Genomic DNA, 21980 nt, shown 5'->3' on the forward strand with positions numbered 1-21980 from the left:
CGCGGGTACTCCTAGACTGGCGGTATGGCGGACGAACGGGCGCTCTCGGACCGTTCGTCGCCCGCGCCCAATTCCGGGTCCAAGTCCGGGCCTACTTCCGGTTCGGAACCCCGGCAGTCCCCGCCGAAGCCGAGCCCTCAGCGACCCGGCTCGGCCTCCGAGGCAGGACCCTCGGGACCGCGCGGTGTCCGGGCCAGGCTGGCCCGGATCGGCACCAGCAAGCAGACCGGCAACGCCGAGCTCGAGCCGCTCTTCCGCGCGGTCCGGGCCAACCACCCGAAGGCCGACCTGGCGCTGCTGGAGCGGGCGTACATCACCGCCGAGCGGATGCACCGCGGCCAGATGCGCAAGAGCGGTGACCCGTACATCACCCACCCGCTCGCGGTGACCACGATCCTCGCCGACATCGGCATGACCGAGCCGACCCTGGTCGCCTCGCTGCTGCACGACACCGTGGAGGACACGCCGTACACGCTGGACCAGCTGCGCGCCGACTTCGGCGACGAGGTCGCGCTGCTCGTCGACGGCGTCACCAAGCTCGACAAGGTCAAGTACGGCGACTCGGCGCAGTCCGAGACGATCCGCAAGATGATCGTGGCGATGAGCCGCGACATCCGCGTCCTGGTCATCAAGCTCGCCGACCGGCTGCACAACATGCGCACGCTCCGCTACGTGAAGGCCGAGACGCAGGAGCGCAAGTCGCGCGAGACGCTGGAGATCTTCGCGCCGCTCGCGCACCGGCTCGGCATGAACACGATCAAGTGGGAGCTGGAGGACCTCGCGTTCGCGACCCTGCACCCGAAGATCTACGACGAGATCGTCCGGATGGTCGCCGAGCGGGCGCCGTCGCGGGACCAGTTCATGCGGCAGGTGATCTCCGCGGTCGAGACCGACCTGAAGTCGGCGAAGATCAAGGCGCGGGTCACCGGGCGCCCGAAGCACTACTACTCCATCTACCAGAAGATGATCCACGGCGGCCGCGAGTTCACCGACATCTACGACCTGGTCGGGATCCGGATCCTCGTCGACAACGACCCGGACTGCTACGGCGTCCTCGGCGTGCTGCACAACCGCTGGAACCCGATCCCGGGCCGCTTCAAGGACTTCGTCGCGATGCCGAAGTTCAACATGTACCAGTCGCTGCACACGACGGTGATCGGCCCGCAGGGCAAGCCGGTGGAGATGCAGATCCGCACGTTCGCGATGCACCGTCGCGCCGAGTACGGCGTCGCCGCGCACTGGAAGTACAAGGAGGACGTGCGCGAGGGCCGCGACACCGACAAGTCGCTGGCCGAGACCGCGCAGAGCGACATGCCGTGGGTGCGGCAGCTGCTCGACTGGCAGAGCGAGATCGAGGACCCGGGGGAGTTCCTGGAGTCGCTGCGCTTCGAGATCAACGCCTCCGAGGTGTACGTCTTCACGCCGCGCGGCGACGTGATCGGCCTGCCGACCGGATCGACGCCGGTCGACTTCGCGTACGCCGTCCACACCGAGGTCGGCCACCACACCATCGGCGCCCGGGTGAACGGGCGCCTCGTCCCGCTGGAGTCCCAGCTCGAGCACGGCGACGTCGTCGAGGTCTTCACCTCGAAGTCGCCCAACGCCGGCCCGAGCCGCGACTGGCTCGGCTTCGTGAAGTCGCCGCGCGCCCGCAGCAAGATCCGGCACTGGTTCACCAAGGAGCGCCGCGAGGAGGCGATCGAGCACGGCAAGGACCAGATCGCCCGGCTGATGCGCAAGGAGGGGGTCTCCCTCAAGCGGGTGATGACGCACGAGTCGCTCACCCAGGTCGCGCACGACCTGCGGTTGGCCGACGTCTCCGCGCTCTACGCAGCGGTGGGCGAGGGCAACCTCGGCGCCCAGGCCGTCGTACGCAAGGTGATCGACATCTTCGGCGGCGACGAGGGCGTCGCCGAGGACCTGGCCGAGGCCGTCACGATCACCCGGCCACGGCGGCCGAAGCCCAGCACCGGTGACTCCGGAGTCATCGTCACCGGTCTCGGGGCGGATGCCCTGGTCAAGCTGGCGAAGTGCTGCACGCCGGTGCCGGGCGACGAGATCCTCGGGTTCGTCACCCGCGGCTCAGGGGTGTCGGTGCACCGCAAGGACTGCACGAACGCCGCGTCGCTGCTGGGCCAGCCCGAGCGCCTGGTCGACGTCGAGTGGGCGCCGACCTCCACCTCGACCTTCCTGGTGCAGATCATGGTCGAGGCTCTCGACCGCGCCCGGCTGCTGTCCGACATCACCCTGGTCCTCTCCGACCAGCACGTGAACATCCTGTCGGCGTCGCTGAGCACCAGCCGCGACCGGGTCGCGAAGAGCAAGTTCACCTTCGAGATGGGTGATCCGAAGCACCTCGGCGCGATCCTGAAGTCGGTGCGCAGCATCGACGGCGTCTTCGACGCCTACCGGGTCACGCACTAGCGGTGCCGTTGATCCGGCCGGGTTCAACCGGTTCGGGTCAGCCGCCGAACTCGCTGGCGGTCTTCTTGGCCATCTCCAGGAACGCCCGGCGGGACTCGAGGTTCTCCTCGAGGTCCTTCACCTTGCGCGCGTCCCCGGCGGCACGGGCCTTCTCCAGGTCGCCCTCGATCTTCTCGATCGCTTCCTGGAGCTGGCCGACCATGCCGTCGGCGCGGGCCGACTTCTCCGGGTCGGACTTCTTCCACTCCGCGTCCTCGAGGCCGCGGATCTCCTGCTCGACCTTGCGCATCCGGCCCTCGAGCGTCTTGATCTGGTCGCGGGGGACCTTGCCGGCCGCGTCCCAGCGGTCCGCGATGTCGCGGAAGGCGCGCTTGGCGGCGGCCAGGTCGGTGACCGGGAGGAGCGCCTCGGCCTCGACGAGCAGCGCCTGCTTGACCTCGGCGTTGGCCGCGAACTCCTGGTCGAGCTCGGCGTTCGCGGCGTCACGGGCGCCGAAGAAGACGTCCTGGGCGCCGCGGAACCGCTTCCACAGGGCGTCGTCGACGTCCTTGGGCGCCGGACCGGCCGCCTTCCACTCCTGCATCAGCCCGCGGAAGGCCGCGGCGGTGCCGCCCCAGTCGGTCGAGCCGGCGAGCGCCTCGGCCTCCTTGGCCAGCCGCTCCTTGACCACCCGGGCACCTTCGCGCTTCTCCGAGAGCTCGGCGAAGTGGGACTTGCGGGCGCGGGTGTAGGCGGTGCGGGCGCCGGAGAACCGGTGCCAGAGCTCGTCGTCGGCCGTCTTCTCCAGACGCGGGAGCTCCTTCCACTCCGCGAGCAGGTCGCGGAGCCGGTTGGCGCCGTTGCGCCAGTCCTTGCCGGCCGCGATCGTCTCGGCCTCGGTGACGATCGCGGTCTTGCGCTCGCGGGCCTCCTCGACCTTGCGGCTGCGGTCCTCGCGGCGCTGCTCGCGCTGGATGCCGATCACCGGCTTGAGGGCGTTGAGGCGGGAGACCAGGGCGGTGATGTCGCCGACCGCGTGCGGCTCCTCGAGCTGCTCGGCGACCCGGGCGATCGACTTGCTGGCGTCGTCGGGGGACATCGCGCCGCTGCGGACCCGCTGCTCGAGGAGCTGGACCTCGAACGCGAGCGCGTCGTAGCGCTTGGTGAAGAAGGCCATCGCCTCCTCGGCGGTGCCCTCCGGATACTGCCCGACGACCAGTTCCTGGTCCCCGACGCGGACGTAGACGGTCCCGTCCGCGTCGACGCGTCCGAAGCTGTCGGCCTGATTCCCCTGCGCGGTCACTTCGCGGCCCTTCTGTCCGGGTCATGTCAGTCGAGTACGTGCTGCGGGGTTCATCGTACGCATGCAAGCGGTCCGGAGGAGTGACAGTAGGCTGGGGGCCGTTCGCCGCCCCCGTAGAAGTCGCAGAAGTCGCAGGAAGAGATGCCGTGCTGATCGCTGGATTCCCCGCAGGCCCCTGGGGGACGAACTGCTACGTGGTGGCGACCGGTGCGGGCGCCGAGTGCGTCGTGATCGATCCGGGCAAGGACGCCGCCGAGGGCGTGGAGGCGGTCGTCCGCGAACACCGGCTCAAGCCGGTCTCCGTGCTCGTCACCCACGGGCACGTCGACCACATGTGGTGCGTGGCCCCGGTCGCCGGCACGTACGACGCGACGGCGTACATCCACCCGAACGACCGGCACCTGCTCGCCGACCCGATGGCAGGGATGTCCGCGGAGACCACGGCGATGATGCTCGGCGGGAAGTACGAGTTCGCCGAGCCGGACCGGGTCGAGGAGCTGGCCGACGGCCAGACCCTGGAGCTGGCGGGCCTGGAGCTCGTCGTCGACCACACCCCGGGCCACACCGCGGGCTCGGTCGTCTTCCGCACCCCGTACGGCGAGGCGGACATCGACTCGCTGATGTTCTCCGGCGATCTCCTCTTCGCGGGCTCGATCGGCCGTACCGACCTGCCCGGCGGCGACCACCCGACGATGCTGCGCAGCCTGCGCGACAAGGTGCTGCCGCTGGCCGACAACATCGTCGTGCTCCCGGGCCACGGCGAGCAGACCTCGATCGGGCGCGAGCGCGCCACCAACCCGTTCCTGCTGGACCTGCTCGACGGTGCTGGGCCAAACCAGCCGGGCGTCGGCCAGGTCACGCGGGGCCTGTGACGGACCCGAAGACGGACCCCGAGACGGACCTGAGGAGAGATGGCCAAGCCCACCCCGCTGAGCGGGTACCCCGAGCTGCTGCCCGCGCAGCGCTTCGTCGAGACGTCCGTGATCGCGACCCTCGCGCAGGTCTTCGAGCTGCACGGCTTCGCGAACATCGAGACCCGCGCCGTCGAGCCCCTCGACCAGCTGCTGCGCAAGGGGGACACCTCCAAGGAGGTGTACCTGCTGCGCCGGCTGCAGGAGGAGGACGACAAGCGCGACTCGACCCTCGGCCTGCACTTCGACCTCACCGTGCCGTTCGCGCGCTACGTGCTGGAGAACTCCGGGAAGCTCGAGTTCCCGTTCCGGCGCTACCAGATCCAGAAGGCGTGGCGCGGTGAGCGGCCCCAGGACGGCCGCTACCGCGAGTTCACCCAGGCCGACATCGACGTCGTCGGCTCCGGCGAGCTGCCGTTCCACCACGACGTCGAGGTCGCCCGGGTCATGCTGGATGCGCTCGGCCGGCTCGCGGCGCCGGAGGGGATCGGCCTGCCGGGCTTCCGGCTGCAGGTCAACAACCGCAAGCTGATCCAGGGCTTCTACGCCGGCCTGGGCATCGCCGACATCGACGAGACGATGCGCCTGATCGACAAGCTCGACAAGCTGCCCGCCGACGTGCTCCGCACCCAGCTGGTCGGGTCGGGGCTCACCGAGGGCCAGGCCGACCGCTGCCTGGAGCTGGCGACGATCTGCACCGCGGACGACACGTTCGTGGACAAGGTGCGCGCCCTCGGGGTGGAACACCCGCTGCTCGACGAGGGCCTCGAGGAGCTGGCCGCGCTGGTCCGCGGCTGTGCTCCCCTCGTCGGCGACAAGGTACGCATCGAGGCCGACCTGAAGATCGCCCGCGGCCTGGACTACTACACCGGCACGGTCTTCGAGACCCGGCTGGACGGGCACGAGTCGCTCGGCTCGATCTGCTCCGGCGGCCGGTACGACGCCCTGGCCAGCGACGGGAGGACCACCTACCCGGGGGTCGGCATCTCGCTCGGGCTCAGCCGGCTGCTGGTGCCGCTGCTCAACAAGGGCGTCCTGGTCGCGGACCGGTCGGTGCCGAGCGTGGTGCTGGTCGCGCTGACCGACGAGGGGAGCCGGGCCGACTCCGACGCACTGGCAACCCGGTTGCGCCGCAACGGCGTCCCGTGTGAAGTGGTCGCCACGGCCCAGAAGTTCGGCAAGCAGATCCGCTACGCCGAGCGGCGCGGCATCCCGTACGTGCTGTTCTCGACCGAGGACGGCCCCCAGATCAAGGACATCCGCAGTGGCGAGCAGGTGCCGGTCGACCCGGACACCTGGACGCCGCCCGCGGCGGACCTCCGCCCCACCATCACCGTCGACCAGGAGAAGAACCAGTGATCCGCACCCACGACGCCGGCGCCCTGCGCGCCGAGCACGTCGGCCAGACCGTCACCCTCGCCGGCTGGGTGGCGAACCGCCGCGATCACGGAGGCGTCGCGTTCATCGACCTGCGTGAGGCCAGCGGGGTCGTCCAGGTGGTGATCCGGGACGAGGCCGTGGCGCACCACCTCCGTGCCGAGTACTGCCTCAAGGTCACCGGCGAGGTGACCGCCCGCAAGGCCGGCAACGAGAACCCGAACCTTGCCACCGGCGAGATCGAGGTCGTCGCCGCCGACGTGGTGGTGCTCAGCGAGGCGGCCCCGCTGCCCTTCCCGATCAGCGACCACGTCGAGGTGGGGGAGGAGGCCCGGCTCAAGCACCGCTACCTGGACCTGCGCCGCTCCGGCCCGAACGCCGCGCTCCGGCTGCGCAGCGACGTCAACAAGGCGGCCCGCGAGGTCCTCGCCCGGCACGACTTCGTCGAGGTCGAGACGCCGACGCTGACCCGCTCGACGCCGGAGGGCGCGCGCGACTTCCTGGTGCCGGCCCGGCTCGCGCCGGGCAGCTGGTACGCGCTTCCGCAGAGCCCGCAGCTGTTCAAGCAGCTTCTCATGGTCGCCGGCATGGAGCGGTACTACCAGATCGCCCGCTGCTACCGGGACGAGGACTTCCGCGCCGACCGGCAGCCGGAGTTCACCCAGCTCGACCTCGAGATGAGCTTCGTCGAGCAGGACGACGTGATCGCGCTGACCGAGGAGATCCTGACCGCGCTCTGGGCGCTGGTCGGCTACGAGGTGCCGACCCCGCTGCCGCGGCTCACGTACGCCGAGTCGATGCGCCGGTTCGGCTCCGACAAGCCCGACCTGCGGATGGGCCAGGAGCTCGTCGAGTGCACCGAGTACTTCGCCGACACCACCTTCCGGGTCTTCCAGGCGCCGTACGTCGGTGCGGTGGTCATGCCCGGCGGGGCGAGCCAGCCGCGCAAGCAGCTCGACGCCTGGCAGGAGTGGGCCAAGCAGCGCGGCGCCAAGGGCCTCGCCTACGTCCTGGTCGCCGAGGACGGCACCCTGGGCGGACCGGTCGCCAAGAACCTCACCGAGACCGAGACGGCCGGGCTGGCAGCGCACGTCGGCGCGAACCCGGGGGACTGCATCTTCTTCGCCGCCGGAGCGGTCAAGGCGAGCCGGGCACTGCTCGGCGCCGCGCGCCTGGAGATCGGCCGGCGCTGCGGCCTCATCGACGAGGACGCGTGGAGCTTCCTCTGGGTCGTCGACGCGCCGCTCTTCGAGCCCGCCGACGAGGCCACCGCCTCCGGTGACGTCGCCGTCGGCAGCGGCGCCTGGACCGCGGTGCACCACGCCTTCACCTCGCCGCAGGACCTGGAGACGTTCGACGCCGACCCGGCGAACGCCGTCGCCTGGGCCTACGACATCGTCTGCAACGGCAACGAGATCGGTGGCGGCTCGATCCGTATCCACCGCGAGGACATCCAGAAGCGGGTCTTCGCGATCATGGGCATCGGCGAGGAGGAGGCCGAGGAGAAGTTCGGCTTCCTGCTCGAGGCGTTCAAGTACGGCGCCCCGCCGCACGGCGGCCTGGCGCTCGGCTGGGACCGGATCTGCGCCCTGCTCGCCAAGGCGGACTCGATCCGCGACGTGATCGCCTTCCCGAAGAGCGGCGGCGGCTACGACCCCCTGACCGCCGCGCCGGCGCCGATCACGCCGGAGCAGCGCAAGGAGGCCGGAGTCGACGCGAAGCCGACCCCGAAGGAAGCCGAAACCCCGTCGTCCTGACCTTTTCGTGACCCTCCCGTGACCGCGTCGTGACCTTGAACGGCGCGGTCACGGGCGTTCTCGGGCGTGGACGCCCTCCGTGTCCAGATCGTTACGCATGTGGACCCCGGAATGCGGTGACTGTCACATAGAGTCGCGGTCGACGCGGGCGATCCTCGCGTTGGACGCTCGGACCACGGGAAGATGAGGGAAACGTGTCTCTTTCGGCGACAGATCTCACGAGTCACGAGGCCAAGCACGAGGCCGACTCGCTGGAGCCTCAGGGAGGCAGCACGGTCGCGGGACTCTCCCCGACCCGGCTCGCCGTACGTCGGTTCCGCAAGGACCGCCTCTCGATGGTCTCGTTCACCGTCGTCCTGCTCTACACCCTGGCGGCGATCGCGGCGCCGATCCTGGTGCGGATGGGCGTTCTCGACCCGTACTCCAACCACGACAAGCTGCTCGACGCGTCCGCCGGTGGTGTGCCGAAGGGCGCCCTCGGCGGCATCTCGTGGGCGCACCCGCTCGGCGTGGTTCCCGGTTCCGGCACCGACGTCCTGTCCCGGCTCTGGCTGGGCCTGACCTACTCGCTGTCGATCGCGCTGGCGGCGACGATCATCGCGGTCGTGCTCGGCACGGTGCTCGGCATCATCTCCGGGTTCCGCGGCGGGTTCGTCGACGGCGTGATCGGCCGGTCGATCGACCTGACGCTGTCGTTCCCGCAGACCCTGATGCTGCTCGCGCTGTCCGGCACCGCGATCTACTTCCTGACCCACACGCTGCACATCCCGCCGGGCAACACCGCGCAGTCGGTCTACGTGATCCTGGTGCTCGGCCTCTTCGGCTGGCCGCCGATCGCCCGCGTCGTCCGCGGTCAGGTGCTCTCGATCCGCGAGCGCGAGTTCGTGGAGGCGGCCCGCGCGCTCGGCGCCTCCAAGCGCCGCATCTACTTCAAGGAGCTGCTGCCCAACCTGTGGGCGCCGATCCTGGTGTACTTCACGCTGACCATGCCGGCCTACGTGTCGGCCGAGGCTGCTCTCGCCTTCCTCGGCGTCAGCGTCAAGCCGCCCACCCCGACCCTGGGCAACGTCCTCACCGACTCCATCGCCTACTCGGTCTCGGACTTCACGTTCTTCTTCTTCCCAGCACTGCTGATCGCCGTCATCGTCGTCAGCTTCAACCTGCTGGGAGACGGGCTGCGCGACGCGCTGGACCCGAAGAGCAATCGATAGCCGGTCCCGTACGGGGACCACACCCAAAGCTTCGGCAGCACAACGTTGCCGGAAGTGGACGCCGGACTGCGGCGCGTCACAGAGGAGGAGACAACACATGCGCAGGTATCGAAAGGCAGCCGTCGCTCTCGCGGCGACCGCTGTCGTCGCCGGCACGCTCTCGGCGTGCGGCAGCAGCAGCGACGGAGGCAGCTCGAGCGCGTCGTCGGGTGGCACCATCTACTACCTGACCAAGCGCCCGGCGGAGCACCTCGACCCCCAGCGCACGTACATCGGGCGCGACCTCGCCGACATGAACCGCCTGGTCTACCGGCAGCTGGTCAGCTTCCCGGTCACCGACGACCCGCAGAAGGCTGTCGAGCCGCAGGCCGACCTGGCGACCGACACCGGTACGTCCAGCAACGACGCCAAGACGTGGAAGTTCACGATCAAGGACGGCGTGAAGTGGCAGGACGGCAAGGCGATCACGTGTGAGGACTTCAAGTACGGCGTCTCCCGCACCTTCGCGACCGACGTCATCATCGGTGGCCCGAACTACGTGCTCGGCTACCTCGACGTCCCGACCGACGCCAAGACCGGTCTGCCGACCTACGACGGTCCGTACAAGAACAACAACGCGGCCGACTTCGACAAGGCGATCACCTGCGACGGCAACACGATCACCTACAACTTCAAGAAGCCGTTCCCGGACTTCCCGCTGGCGATCGCGTCGCTGAACTCCTTCGGTCCGTACCGCAAGGACCAGGACCAGGGCGACAAGTCCAACTACGAGGTCTTCTCGAGCGGCCCGTACAAGCTCGAGGGCAAGTGGGACGTCGCCAAGGGCGGCACCTTCGTGCGCAACACCGCGTGGGACAAGTCGACCGACGAGATCCGCACCGCGAAGCCGGACAAGTTCGTCTTCACCCAGGGTCTGACCAACGAGATCATCGCCGACCGCATGATCGCCGACGCCGGTAACGACAAGTACGCCGTCACCGACCGCGTGGTCCCGCCGGCCTACTACTCGCAGATCACCGGTGAGGTCGAGAAGCGCTCCACGCTGACCGACTCGCCGTTCGTGGACTACGTGCTGCCGAACTTCAACAAGATGAAGAACCTGAAGGTCCGGCAGGCCCTCATGCTCTCGACCAACGTCGAGGGCTGGATCACAGCTGGTGGTGGCGACAAGGCCTACAAGCCGGCCAAGTCGATCGTGAACCCGGCTCTGATCGGTTACAAGGACAACCCGAACTTCACCGCGCCGCCGGCCGGTGACATCGAGGGCGCCAAGAAGCTGCTCGCCGAGTCGGGCGAGAAGCTGCCGTACCCGATCAAGTTCACCTACAACGGTGGTACCCCGACCTCCGACAAGCAGGCCGCTGCGCTGAAGGACGGCTGGGACAAGGCCGGCTTCAAGGTCACCCTGGACCCGCTGACCGACACCTACTACGACATCGTGCAGAAGCCGTCCGCGGACTTCGACGTGACGTGGGGTGGCTGGGGTGCTGACTGGCCGTCGATCGCGACGGTCATCCCGCCGCTGTTCGACAGCCGGATCAACCTGACCAAGGAGTCGAACGGCCAGGACTACGGCAACTACAAGAGCGACGCTGCGAACAAGCTGATCGACGAGGCCGCCGCTCTGGGCGACGTCAACGAGCAGGCTGCCAAGTACGCCGAGCTCGACGACCAGCTGGGCAAGGACGTTGCCTACGTCCCGCTGGAGATCACCCGGTTCTACTTCCTGCACGGCTCGAAGGTTGCTGACTACATCCAGAGCCCGGCGTCGAACGGTTACCCGGAGCTGGGTGCCATCGCCGTCAGCAAGTGATCTAGATCGGACAAGTCCGACACGTGAGGCGGGTGGCTCACCACGAGTGAGCCACCCGTCAGCCGGGGTGGGGGTGCGAACCCCCACCCCGGGCACGTCGCACGTCCTTACGTCCGGCCAGCGCCGGAGATAACATCTCGACAGCGGGACCTACCGGTCCCCGCTAGGTGGGAGCAACCGTGTTCGCCTACATCGTCCGGCGCAGCTTCGCAGGAATCATCCTCCTGCTGGTCATGAGTTTCGTGACGATCCTGCTGTTCTTCTCCGGGCCGGGAGACCCCGGTCGGCAGTCCTGCGGCAAGATCTGCTCGCCGGCGCTGATCGAGCAGACCAACAAGTCCCTGGGGTACGACAAGCCGATCGTCGTGCAGTGGAAGGACTTCGTCGTCGGCGTCGTCAAGGGCCGCACCTTCCCCGAGGACGAGGCGCTGGCCAAGGCCCACCCCGAGCTCGTCGTCGAGTGCCCGGCCCCGTGCCTGGGCTACTCCAAGTACTTCAACGACACCGTCACGAACCTGATCAAGAAATCGCTGCCGATCTCGGCCTCGCTGGCGATCGTCGCGTTCATCCTCTGGATCACCGGAGGTATCGCGTTCGGCGTTCTGGCGGCCCTCAAGAAGGGCACGATCATCGACCGCGGCGTCGTCGGGGTCTCGCTGATCTTCTACGCGTTCCCTACCTTCTTCGTCGGCCTGTTCCTCTACAAGTTCGTCGCGATCAAGTGGGGGCTCGTGCCGACGCCCGAGTACATCCCGTTCACCGAGAACCCGTGGTCCTGGCTGACCGGCCTGATCCTGCCCGCGATCACGCTCGCGCTGTTCTTCATGGCGGGCTACGTCCGGATGACGCGCGCCTTCGTGCTGGAGTCCTCCAGCGAGGACTACATCCGCACCGCGAAGGCCAAGGGTCTGGCGCAGCGCAAGGTGGTCTCCAAGCACACGATGCGCGCGGCGCTCACCCCGCTCGTCACGATGGCCGGTCTCGACCTGGCCGGACTTCTCGGTGGCGCGATCATCACCGAGACGGTCTTCAACTTCGCCGGCCTCGGCTACCTGGCGGTGAGCGCGAGCGTGAACAAGGACCTGCCGCTGCTCGTCGGCCTGGTGGTCGTGCTCGCCACCTTCGTGATCGTGGCCAACATCATCGTGGACGTGCTCTACGCGTTCATCGACCCGCGCGTTCGAGTCGGCTGAGGGGACCCCATGACTCACATGTCCGAACCTGACACCCTGCTCTCGGTCAGGGACCTGAAGGTCCACTTCCCGACCGACGACGGCATCGTGAAGGCCACCGACGGCCTCTCCTTCGATCTCTCCGGCGGCAGCACGCTGGGCATCGTCGGCGAGTCCGGCTCCGGCAAGTCGGTGTCCAGCTCGACGATCCTCGGCCTGCACCGCGGGACGAACGCCCAGGTCAGCGGCGAGATCATGTTCGAGGGGACCGACCTGCTCCAGCTCAGCGACGAGGAGATGCGCTGGCGTCGCGGTCGCGACGTCGCGATGATCTTCCAGGACCCGCTGTCGGCGATGCACCCGTACTACACCGTCGGCGACCAGATCGGCGAGGCGTACCTGGTCCACAACGACGTGAGCAAGAAGGCCGCTCGCGCGCGCACCATCGAGATGCTCGACCGGGTCGGCATCCCGCAGCCGGACCGCCGCGTGGACGCGTACCCGCACCAGTTCTCCGGCGGCATGCGGCAGCGCGCGATGATCGCGATGAGCCTGATCAACAACCCGAGCCTGCTCATCGCCGACGAGCCGACCACGGCCCTGGACGTGACGGTGCAGGCGCAGATCCTGGACCTGCTCCAGGACCTGCAGCGCGAGTTCAACTCGGCGATCATGATCATCACCCACGACCTCGGCGTCGTCGCGGAGATGGCCGACGACGTGCTGGTCATGTACGCGGGCCGCGCCGTCGAGTACGGCCCGTGCAAGGAGATCCTCACCCACCCCGAGATGCCGTACACCTGGGGCCTGCTCTCCAGCGTGCCGGACCTCGAGGGCGACACCGACGCCCGGCTGATCCCGATCCCGGGCAACCCGCCGAGCCTGCTCAACCCGCCGACCGGTTGCGCGTTCCACCCGCGCTGCCCGCACCGGGCCAAGGTGCCCGGCGACCTGTGCACCACCCAGCTGCCCGAGCTCACCCCCGCGAGCAGCGGCGGCGAGCACGTGAAGCGCTGCCACCTGCCCGACCCGGCCACGGTCTACCAGACGGAGATCCTGCCCGAGATCGCTCCCGACCTGGTCGAGGATGCTGCGGCGACGACCCCGGGGGAGAACCGATGAGCGAGGCCGAGATGACCACCGACGTCGAGACCGACGTGACCCCGCCCGTGGCCCCCGTGATCGAGGGCCACGCGGCGACCAGGCTGGACCCGAACGCGCAGACGATCCTCGAGGTCGACAACCTCAAGATGTACTTCCCGGTGAAGTCGGGCGGGATCATCAACCGCACCGTCGGGCACGTGCAGGCGGTCGACGGGGTGTCGTTCCAGGTCGGGGCCGGCAACTCGCTCGGCCTCGTCGGTGAGTCCGGGTGCGGCAAGTCGACCACCGGCCGGTTGATCACCCGGCTGTACGACCCGACCGGCGGCTCGATCAAGTTCGAGGGCCGGGACATCGCGCACATCTCGCAGCGCCAGATGCTGCCGCTGCGGCGCGACATCCAGATGATCTTCCAGGACCCGGCGACGTCGCTGAACCCGCGGCACTCGGTCGGCGCGATCGTCGCGGCCCCGCTGCTGATCCACGACGTCATGCCCAAGGACAAGATCAAGGACCGGGTCAAGGAGCTCCTCGAGATCGTCGGTCTCAACCCGGAGCACTACAACCGCTACCCGCACGAGTTCTCCGGCGGTCAGCGCCAGCGCATCGGCATCGCCCGGGCGCTGACCCTGCAGCCGAAGCTCCTGGTCGCCGACGAGCCGGTCTCCGCGCTCGACGTCTCGATCCAGGCGCAGGTGATCAACCTGCTCCAGGACCTGCAGCGCGAGTTCGACATCGCCTTCCTCTTCATCGCCCACGACCTCGCCATCGTCCGGCACTTCTGCCCGGAGATCGCGGTCATGTACCTGGGCAAGATCGTCGAGATCGCGGACCGGGAGACGCTGTACGCGCGCCCGCACCATCCGTACACCCAGGCGCTGCTGTCGGCGGCCCCGGACGTGAAGCAGGCGCAGATCGGCGGGCGGCGCGAGCGGATCCGGCTGGAGGGCGACGTCCCCAGCCCGATCAACCCGCCGTCGGGCTGCCGGTTCCGGACCCGCTGCTCGTTCGCGCAGGACATCTGCGCGAAGGTCGAGCCGCCGCTGCTGCAGATCGGCCCGCGCCACAAGGTCGCCTGCCACTTCGCCGGCGAGCTCGGCGCGCACCCGGCCACCCCGGTGACCCTGGAGGTCTGCGGCGTGGACGCGCAGGGCGCACCCGTCCCGGGCGCCGTCGCGGACATCCAGCTCAACAAGCCCGGGTACGACGACACCTGGCTCGACCTCAAGACGGGCAAGCTGACCGGCACCTCCTGAGGGCTCGGCCCCGAGCAAGCTCGGGCGCTCGGTAGCCTCGACTCGTGATCGTCGCTTCGCTCCTCAACGAGTTCTCGGCCACTCGGCCTCGAGCAAGCTCGGGCGCTCGGTAGCCTCGACTCGTGGACGACGCGTTGTTCGAGACCGCCCCGGCGGCGCCCGCCGGCGGAGGCACGCTGGCGGGGAACACGCACGCGTCCGCACCGCTCGCGGTGCGGATGCGTCCGCGCACGCTCGACGAGCTCGTCGGGCAGCAGCACCTGCTGGCCACCGGATCGCCGCTGCGCCGGCTGATCGAGGGCGACCAGCCGATGTCGCTGCTCCTGTGGGGACCGCCGGGGACGGGCAAGACGACCATCGCGGCGATCGTCTCCGGTCAGACCAACCGGGTCTTCGTCGAGGTCTCCGCGGTCGCCGCCGGAGTCAAGGAGGTGCGGGCGGCCATCGACGCGGCCCGCTCCCGCCTGGTCGCGAGCGGGCAGGAGACGGTGCTCTTCGTCGACGAGGTGCACCGGTTCACCAAGGCGCAGCAGGACGCCCTGCTGCCCGGGGTCGAGAACCGGTGGGTGACGCTGGTCGCGGCGACCACGGAGAACCCGTTCTTCTCGGTGATCTCGCCGCTGCTGTCCCGGTCGCTGCTGCTGACCCTGGAGCCGCTCACCGACGACGACATCCGGGCGGTGGTCGACGCCGCCCTCAAGGACGAGCGCGGCCTCGGCGGGGCGGTGACGCTGGACGAGGACGCCCGCGACCACCTGGTCCGGCTGGCCGGCGGCGACGCCCGCCGCTCGCTGACCTACCTGGAGGCGGCCGCCGGGGCAGCCCTGTCCCGCGGGGCGTCCGGTGTCGAGGGCGGCCCGGTCGAGATCGACCTGGCCACCACGGAGACCGCGGTCGACCGGGCGGCGGTCCGGTACGACCGCCAGGGTGACCAGCACTACGACGTGATCAGCGCGTTCATCAAGTCGGTGCGCGGTTCCGACGTCGACGCGGCGCTGCACTACCTGGCCCGGATGATCGAGGCGGGGGAGGACCCCCGCTTCATCGCCCGCCGGCTGGTGATCCTGGCCAGCGAGGACGTCGGCCTGGCGCACCCGTCGGGCCTGACCACGGCGGTGGCCGCCGCGCAGGCGGTGCAGCTCATCGGGATGCCCGAGGCCCGGCTGAACCTCGCCCAGGCGACCATCGAGCTCGCCCTGGCCCCGAAGTCCAACTCGGTCATCAAGGCCGTCGACGCGGCCATCGCCGACGTCCGGTCCGGGAAGATCGGGGCCGTCCCGGCGCACCTGCGGGACGCGCACTACCCGGGGTCGAAGGACCTCGGGCACGGGACGTCGTACCGGTACTCGCACGACGAGCCGTTCGGGATCGCCGAGCAGCAGTACGCACCCGACCCGGTCGTCGACGCCGAGTACTACCGGCCGACCGCGCTCGGCGCCGAGGCCGGCTTCCGCGAGCGCTGGGAGCGGATCCGGCGGCGGATCCGCGGCAGGTAGGGTCACCTCTCATGGGCGGTGAGTTCCCCGGGGCGATCCTGGCAGGCGCGGCCGGCGCACTGGCGATGCTGGTGCTCGTCGGCCTGGTCGTGCTGCTCCGGCGCCGCAGCCGGCACCGTGCCGACCTCGTGCAGCTCCTCGACGCCGCCCAGCGGGAGGCTGACGACCTGCGCACCCGGCTCGACGAGGCCAACGCCCGGCTGGCGGCCCGGGAGGCGGTCGAGAAGCAGGCCCCGAAGAGCCCGGTCCCGGCCCAGCGGAAGACCCGGCGCGAGGTCCCGGCGTACGTGATCACCGACGCGGGCAGCGTCCCGTCGGTCCTCGACGCCGACCTGCCCGCCGATCCGGTCGCGGTGCCGGACCGCCTGGTCCTGAGCGCCACCGTCGGCGCCCCGCTCGTCAAGGTCGCGGCGTTCTCGCACGGCGTCCGCCGGGCGCTCTCCGCCGAGTCGCGCAACCGGATCTGGTTCGAGATGCGGCGCGAGGTGCGCGCCGCCCGCAAGCGCCGTCGCCGCCTGGTCCGCGAGCACCTCCGCGACGTCCGCGCCGAGGAGCGCGCCCGCGTCGGCGAGGAGGCCGTCCGATGAGGCGCGGCTTCTGGTTCGTCGCCGGAGCCGGCGCCGGCGTCTACGCCATGGTCCGGGTACGCCGGATCGCCGAGGCGTTCACGCCCGAGGGCTTCCGCGACCGCGTGGCCGGCCTCGGTGTCGGCGCCCAGCTCTTCGCCGACGAGGTCCGCACCGGCATGGTCGAGCGCGAGACCGAGCTGCGGGCCCGGCTCGGGTACGCACTCGACGGCCCCCTCCAGCTCAACGCGGCCGAACCGGCCGTCCCCGAGGTCGGCGCTCCGGTCGACACTCCCGCTCCTCCCGTCCCCCCTGCACTGGAAGGCACCCGTTGATGGACCCGGAGTACAACTCGGCCGACATCCGACGCCGCTTCGTCGCGCACTTCGAAGCAGCCGGCCACACGGCCGTGCCGTCGGCGCCGCTGCTCGTCGACGACCCGAACCTGCTCTTCGTCAACGCGGGCATGGTGCCGTTCAAGCCGTACTTCCTGGGCCAGGAGACCCCGCCGTTCAGCCGCGCGGTGAGCGTGCAGAAGTGCGTGCGCACCCCCGACATCGAGGACGTCGGCAAGACCACCCGGCACGGCACCTTCTTCGAGATGTGCGGCAACTTCTCCTTCGGCGACTACTTCAAGGCCGGCGCGATCGAGCTCGCCTGGGACCTGGTCACCAAGCCGCTCGCCGACGGCGGCTTCGGCCTGGAGGAGAGCCGGCTCTACCCGAGCGTCTACGTCGACGACCCGGAGGCGGTCGACCTGTGGCGCAAGGCCACCGGCCTGCCCGACGACCGGATCATCCGGCTCGGCAAGACCGAGAACTACTGGTCGATGGGCGTCCCGGGCCCCGGCGGCCCGTGCTCGGAGATCCTCTACGACCGCGGGCCGGCGTACGGCGCCGACGGTGACTTCGGCGCCGAGGACCGCTACCTCGAGATCTGGAACCTGGTCTTCATGCAGGACGAGCTCAGCGCCGTCCGGAGCAAGGAGGACTTCGACATCGCCGGGTCGCTGCCGAAGCAGAACATCGACACCGGCCTGGGTCTCGAGCGGGTCGCCTTCCTGCTGCAGGAGAAGGCGAACATGTACGAGATCGACACGATGTTCCCGGTGATCGAGCGCGCCCAGGAGCTGACCGGCCGCCGGTACGGCGCCGACCCGGTCGACGACGTCCGGTTCCGCGTGGTCGCCGACCACGTCCGCAGCTCGATGATGCTGATCGGTGACGGCGTCACCCCGGGCAACGAGTCCCGCGGCTACGTCCTGCGCCGGCTGCTGCGCCGTGCGGTCCGGTCGATGCGCCTGCTCGGCTTCGAGGACCGGGCGCTGCCGGAGCTGCTCCCGGTCAGCCGGGACAAGATGGCCCCGGGCTACCCGGACCTGGCCAGCGACTGGGACCGGATCGCCCAGGTCGCGTACGCCGAGGAGGACGCGTTCCGCAAGACACTGCAGACCGGTACGACGATCTTCGACGTGGCCGCGGACGAGGCGAAGTCGGCCGGCCGGACCACGCTCACCGGCGACAAGGCGTTCGCGCTGCACGACACCTACGGCTTCCCGATCGACCTGACCCTGGAGATGGCCGCCGAGAAGGGCCTCGCGGTCGACGAGGAGGGCTTCCGCGCCCTGATGGCCGAGCAGCGCTCGCGCGCCAAGGCCGACGCCCGGGCGAAGAAGGGCCAGCACGCCGACACCAGCGTCTACCGCGGGATCCTGGACGAGCACGGTCCGACCGAGTGGCTCGCCTACGAGGCCCTGGAGACCGAGTCGAAGCCGCTCGCGCTGCTCTCCGGCGGCGTGCCGGCACCGGCGCTGCGCGCCGGCGAGATCGGTGAGCTCGTGCTCGACCGGACCCCGTTCTACGCCGAGTCGGGCGGTCAGGTCGCCGACGCCGGCACGATCGAGTTCGACGGCGGCGTGCTCGAGGTCCTCGACGTGCAGCGCCCGGTCCGCGGCCTGGTCGTCCACCAGGTCCGCGTCGTCGACGGCGAGCTCGCGGCGGGTTCCGGCGCGCCGCTGCACGCCAAGGTCGACCCGCAGTGGCGGATCGGCGCGCGCCAGGCCCACTCCGGCACCCACGTCGTGCACGCCGCGCTCCGCGAGGTGCTCGGCCCGACCGCACTGCAGTCCGGCTCCTACAACCGCCCCGGCTACCTCCGCCTGGACTTCGGCTGGACCAAGGCGCTCAGCCCGCAGCAGTACGCCGACCTGGAGCAGGTCGCGAACAACGCGCTGCGCGCCGACCTGCCGGTCGCCTGGGACTACATGACCCTGGACCAGGCGAAGGAATGGGGCGCGATCGCGCTCTTCGGCGAGACCTACGACGACACCAAGGTGCGCGTCGTCGAGATCGGCGGCCCGTGGTCGCGCGAGCTCTGCGGCGGCACGCACGTCGACCACTCCTCGCAGATCGGGACCATCGTGCTGACCGGCGAGTCCTCGGTCGGCTCCGGAAACCGGCGCGTGGAGGCGCTGACCGGCCTGGAGGGCTTCGCCTACCTGGCCCGGGAGCGCGACGTGGTCGCCCAGCTGACCGGTCTGCTCAAGACCCAGCCCGGCGACCTGGTCGACCGCGTCGGCGACCTGGTCGACCGGCTGCGGGTCGCGGAGAAGGAGGTCGAGCGGATCCGCCTGGCCCAGCTCCTGGCCGGCGCCGGTGAGCTCGCCGCCGCGGCCGAGGACCTCGGCGGGACCCTGTTCGTCGGCAAGGTCGTCGACGGGGCCGGCGGTGGCGACGTCCGCACGCTGGCGCTCGACGTCCGCGGCCGGCTGCCCGCCGACCGTCCGGGCGCCGTCCTGGTGATCGGCGTGCAGGACGGCAAGCCGTCGCTGGTCGCCGCCGTCAACGACGCCGGCCGCGCGGCCGGGGTGTCCGCGAACGCGCTGGTCCGGGCGGCCGCCACGCTGCTCGGTGGCAAGGGCGGCGGGAAGGACGACGTCGCGCAGGGTGGCGGCACCGACGCGTCGCAGGTCGACGAGGCGCTGGCCGCGGCCCGCCGCGAGCTCACCGCGTCCTGACCGCGAGCACACGATGACCGACCCCCTGCACGGAGTCCGCCTCGGGATCGACCCCGGCGACGCCCGGATCGGGGTCGCCTCGTGCGACCCGTCACGGATCCTGGCGAGCCCGGTGGAGACAGTCCCGCGGGTGCCGCCGGCCGATCCACCGGCGCCGGCCGCGGACCTGGACCGGATCGCGGCGATCGCCGCGGAGCTGGACGCGGTGCTCGTCTACGTGGGGCTGCCGCGGTCGTTGAGCGGGGGCGAGGGACCGGCGGCGGGTAGGGTGCGAGAGTTCGCGCAGGCGCTCGCGCGGCGGGTCGCCCCGCTCCCGGTCCGCCTGGTCGACGAACGCCTGAGCACGGTCACCGCCGAGTCGGTGCTCCGTGAGCGGGGTAAGAAGGGCAAGAAGCGTCGTGCGGTGGTCGACCAGGCCGCGGCCGTGGTGATCCTGCAGGCAGCGCTCGACAGCGAGCACGCCCGGGGGGCCGTGGCCGGCGAGCCCGTCGACGTGCCGCAGGACACGGCCGAGGAGTAGGAGTGCAGTGAGCGAGTTCGGACTGGGCACCGGCCCGGAGGACGAGCACGTCCTGGTGGACCCGGCGTCCGAGGCCCCCGCGCCCGAGCAGCCCGCCCCCGTGGGTGACTCCGGGCCCGGAGCCGGCACCCCGCGCGCGCACGGCAGCCGCCGTGGCGAGAAGCGGCGCAGCTCCTGGCGCGGCTGTCTGCCGCTGCTCGTGGTCGCCGTGGTGCTGCTGGCGGCGGCCTGGTTCGGCGGCGGCTGGGCGGTCGACAGGGTGAAGTCGGCGCTCGGGGAGAGCCCGGACTATCCGGGCCCGGGGAACGGCAGCGTCACCGTCGAGGTCCACCAGGGCGACACCTCCGCGGCGATCGGCCGGACCCTCAAGGAGGCCGGCGTGGTGAAGAGCGTCGGCGCCTTCACCGACGCCGCGACGGCCAACGAGGCGTCCCGCGACATCCAGGTCGGCTTCTACCCGCTGAAGAAGGAGATGAAGGCCTCCGACGCGCTCGACGTGCTCGTCGACCACGACAACCTGATCCAGGCACGGGTGACCRTGCCCGAGGGCGCCCGGGTCAAGGACGTCACGAAGGCGATCGTCAAGAACACCGACATCACCGCGGCCCAGGTCAGCGCGGCCCTGAAGAACCCGGCCGCTCTCGGGCTGCCGGCCGAGGCGGAGGGCAAGCTCGAGGGCTATCTCTACCCGGCGACGTACACGGTCGTGCCCGGGCAGACCGCCAAGAGCCTGCTCAGCCAGATGGTCGCGAAGACCAAGGAGGTCCAGGCCGACCTCGACCTGGACGCGCGCGCCCAGGCGCTCGGCTACACCCCCGAGCAGGTGATGACGATGGCCAGCGTCCTGGAGTACGAGGGCGCCCGCAGCGCCGACTACCCGAAGATCGCCCGGGTCTTCTACAACCGGCTCGAGCAGGGCATGCCGCTGCAGTCCGACGCCACCGTCGCCTACGCCAACAACCTCTCCGGGACCGTCTGGACGACCCAGGCGCAGCGCGACAACCCGTCGCCGTACAACACCTACGTGCACACCGGCCTGCCGCCGGGGCCGATCGGCTCGCCCGGCAAGGAGACGATCGAGGCGGCCCTGAACCCGGCCGACGGCGACTGGCTCTACTTCGTCCCGATCGACCTCGAGACCGGGGAGACCGCGTTCGCGGCCACCTACGCCGAGCACCAGCAGAACGTGGCCAAGCTCAGGGCCTGGTGCGCCCGGACGAACTCGCCGAACTGCGACTAGGGCCATGGCCGTCACCGGGCGCCGCTGCGCCGTCCTCGGGTCGCCGATCGCGCACTCGTTGTCCCCGGTCCTGCACCGCGCCGCGTACGCCGCCCGCGGGCTCGACTGGTCCTACGAGGCCGTCGAGGTCACCGAGGACGGGCTCGCCGACTTCGTGGCGGGCCTCGACGGGACCTGGCGCGGGCTCTCCCTGACGATGCCGCTCAAGCGCGCGGTGCTTCCGCTGCTCACCGACCTCGACCCGTGGGCCGCGGTCTCCGGCGCAGCCAACACGGTGGTCCTCGACGGCGACCACCGGGTCGGGCACAACACCGACGTGCCCGGCGCGGTCGCGGCGCTCACCGAGCGGTCCTCCGGGCCCTGGACCGAGGCGGTCGTGCTCGGCGGCGGTGCCACCGCCGCGTCCGTGCTGCTCGCCCTGGCCGAGCTCGGGACCCACCGGGCGCGGCTGCTGGTGCGCAACCCGGACCGGGCCGCCGAGACCCTCGCGGCGGTCCACCGGCACGCGCCGCAGCTCCCGGTCACGGTCGGGCTGCTCGGCGAACCCGCGACCGGGGACGTCCTGGTCTCGACCGTGCCGGCGGACGCGCAGACCCCGGAGCTCCTCGCCACGGTCACGGCGCCGGTGGTCTTCGAGGTCCTCTACGACCCGTGGCCGACCCCGCTGGTGACCGAGGCCCGGCGCCGCGGCGCCACGGTCGTCGGGGGGCTCGACCTGCTGGTCCACCAGGCGGCGCTGCAGGTCGCGCTGATGACCGGGGCGCCGGGCCCGCTGGCCGCGATGCGCGCGGCCGGGGAGGCGGCGCTGCTGGACGGCACCCGGTGAGCGCACCGGACG

17 protein-coding genes are annotated in these 21980 nt (G+C 70.6%); 16 read left to right on the plus strand and 1 reads right to left on the minus strand.

Annotated features, from left to right (window positions below; genetic code table 11):
- The first annotated feature begins 24 nt into the window (after positions 1-24).
- Positions 25-2424, plus strand: coding sequence for a RelA/SpoT family protein (locus AB4Y76_RS19075; RefSeq protein ID WP_441928187.1), 2400 nt, complete (start codon positions 25-27; stop codon positions 2422-2424).
- 37 nt (positions 2425-2461) lie between these two features.
- Here AB4Y76_RS19075 and AB4Y76_RS19080 read toward each other — a convergent pair whose 3' ends face one another.
- The gene (locus AB4Y76_RS19080; RefSeq protein WP_441928189.1) at positions 2462-3706 is read right to left on the minus strand and encodes a DUF349 domain-containing protein; all 1245 of its coding nucleotides are present in this window, start codon (positions 3704-3706) and stop codon (positions 2462-2464) included.
- Between the two features lie 146 nt (positions 3707-3852).
- Here AB4Y76_RS19080 and AB4Y76_RS19085 point away from each other — a divergent pair, with 146 nt between their 5' ends.
- The 15 genes from AB4Y76_RS19085 to AB4Y76_RS19155 all read left to right on the plus strand — a co-directional run bounded on the left by AB4Y76_RS19085 (position 3853) and on the right by AB4Y76_RS19155 (position 21968).
- Positions 3853-4578 carry an MBL fold metallo-hydrolase gene (locus AB4Y76_RS19085; RefSeq protein WP_441928191.1) on the plus strand — a complete coding sequence of 242 codons (726 nt, stop codon included), beginning with the start codon at positions 3853-3855 and terminating at the stop codon, positions 4576-4578.
- Between the two features lie 39 nt (positions 4579-4617).
- Entirely contained in the window at positions 4618-5976 is a 1359-nt protein-coding gene (hisS, locus tag AB4Y76_RS19090; protein ID WP_441928193.1) for a histidine--tRNA ligase, read from the plus strand.
- Complete coding sequence (aspS, locus tag AB4Y76_RS19095) at positions 5973-7751, plus strand: aspartate--tRNA ligase (RefSeq protein ID WP_441928195.1); 1779 nt, start codon at positions 5973-5975, stop codon at positions 7749-7751. The genes hisS and aspS overlap by 4 nt, the downstream gene beginning before the upstream one ends.
- Positions 7752-7945: 194 nt before the next feature.
- Positions 7946-8962 carry an ABC transporter permease gene (locus AB4Y76_RS19100; protein WP_441928197.1) on the plus strand — a complete coding sequence of 339 codons (1017 nt, stop codon included), beginning with the start codon at positions 7946-7948 and terminating at the stop codon, positions 8960-8962.
- Between the two features lie 97 nt (positions 8963-9059).
- Positions 9060-10775: an ABC transporter substrate-binding protein gene (locus tag AB4Y76_RS19105; RefSeq protein ID WP_441928199.1), complete on the plus strand. Its 1716-nt coding sequence runs from the start codon at positions 9060-9062 to the stop codon at positions 10773-10775.
- A 179-nt stretch (positions 10776-10954) separates the two neighbouring features.
- A complete protein-coding gene (locus AB4Y76_RS19110) occupies positions 10955-11968 on the plus strand; it encodes an ABC transporter permease (protein WP_441928200.1) in 1014 nt (337 codons plus the stop codon).
- 18 nt (positions 11969-11986) lie between these two features.
- Positions 11987-13069 carry an ABC transporter ATP-binding protein gene (locus AB4Y76_RS19115; RefSeq protein ID WP_441928202.1) on the plus strand — a complete coding sequence of 361 codons (1083 nt, stop codon included), beginning with the start codon at positions 11987-11989 and terminating at the stop codon, positions 13067-13069.
- Positions 13066-14304, plus strand: coding sequence for an ABC transporter ATP-binding protein (locus tag AB4Y76_RS19120; RefSeq protein ID WP_441928204.1), 1239 nt, complete (start codon positions 13066-13068; stop codon positions 14302-14304). The genes AB4Y76_RS19115 and AB4Y76_RS19120 overlap by 4 nt, the downstream gene beginning before the upstream one ends.
- 122 nt (positions 14305-14426) lie before the next feature.
- On the plus strand, positions 14427-15800 hold the full coding sequence (locus tag AB4Y76_RS19125) for a replication-associated recombination protein A (RefSeq protein WP_441928206.1): 1374 nt from the start codon (positions 14427-14429) through the stop codon (positions 15798-15800).
- 11 nt (positions 15801-15811) lie between these two features.
- Complete coding sequence (locus tag AB4Y76_RS19130) at positions 15812-16387, plus strand: hypothetical protein (protein WP_441928208.1); 576 nt, start codon at positions 15812-15814, stop codon at positions 16385-16387.
- A complete protein-coding gene (locus AB4Y76_RS19135; RefSeq protein WP_441928210.1) occupies positions 16384-16701 on the plus strand; it encodes a DUF6167 family protein in 318 nt (105 codons plus the stop codon). Before AB4Y76_RS19130 ends, AB4Y76_RS19135 begins: the two co-directional genes overlap by 4 nt.
- Positions 16701-19382: an alanine--tRNA ligase gene (alaS, locus tag AB4Y76_RS19140; RefSeq protein ID WP_441928212.1), complete on the plus strand. Its 2682-nt coding sequence runs from the start codon at positions 16701-16703 to the stop codon at positions 19380-19382. Before AB4Y76_RS19135 ends, alaS begins: the two co-directional genes overlap by 1 nt.
- A 13-nt stretch (positions 19383-19395) precedes the next feature.
- Positions 19396-19902 (plus strand): Holliday junction resolvase RuvX, encoded by a 507-nt coding sequence (gene ruvX / locus AB4Y76_RS19145; RefSeq protein ID WP_441928214.1) that lies wholly within the window; start codon positions 19396-19398, stop codon positions 19900-19902.
- A 7-nt stretch (positions 19903-19909) separates the two neighbouring features.
- Entirely contained in the window at positions 19910-21142 is a 1233-nt protein-coding gene (gene mltG, locus AB4Y76_RS19150) for an endolytic transglycosylase MltG (protein WP_441928216.1), read from the plus strand.
- A gap of 4 nt (positions 21143-21146) precedes the next feature.
- Positions 21147-21968, plus strand: a complete 822-nt coding sequence (locus tag AB4Y76_RS19155) for a shikimate dehydrogenase (protein WP_441928218.1) — start codon at positions 21147-21149, stop codon at positions 21966-21968.
- Positions 21969-21980: the final 12 nt, after the last annotated feature.

Origin of the sequence: Marmoricola sp. RAF53, assembly GCF_052114005.1 — a bacterium.
GTDB lineage: Bacteria > Actinomycetota > Actinomycetes > Propionibacteriales > Nocardioidaceae > Marmoricola.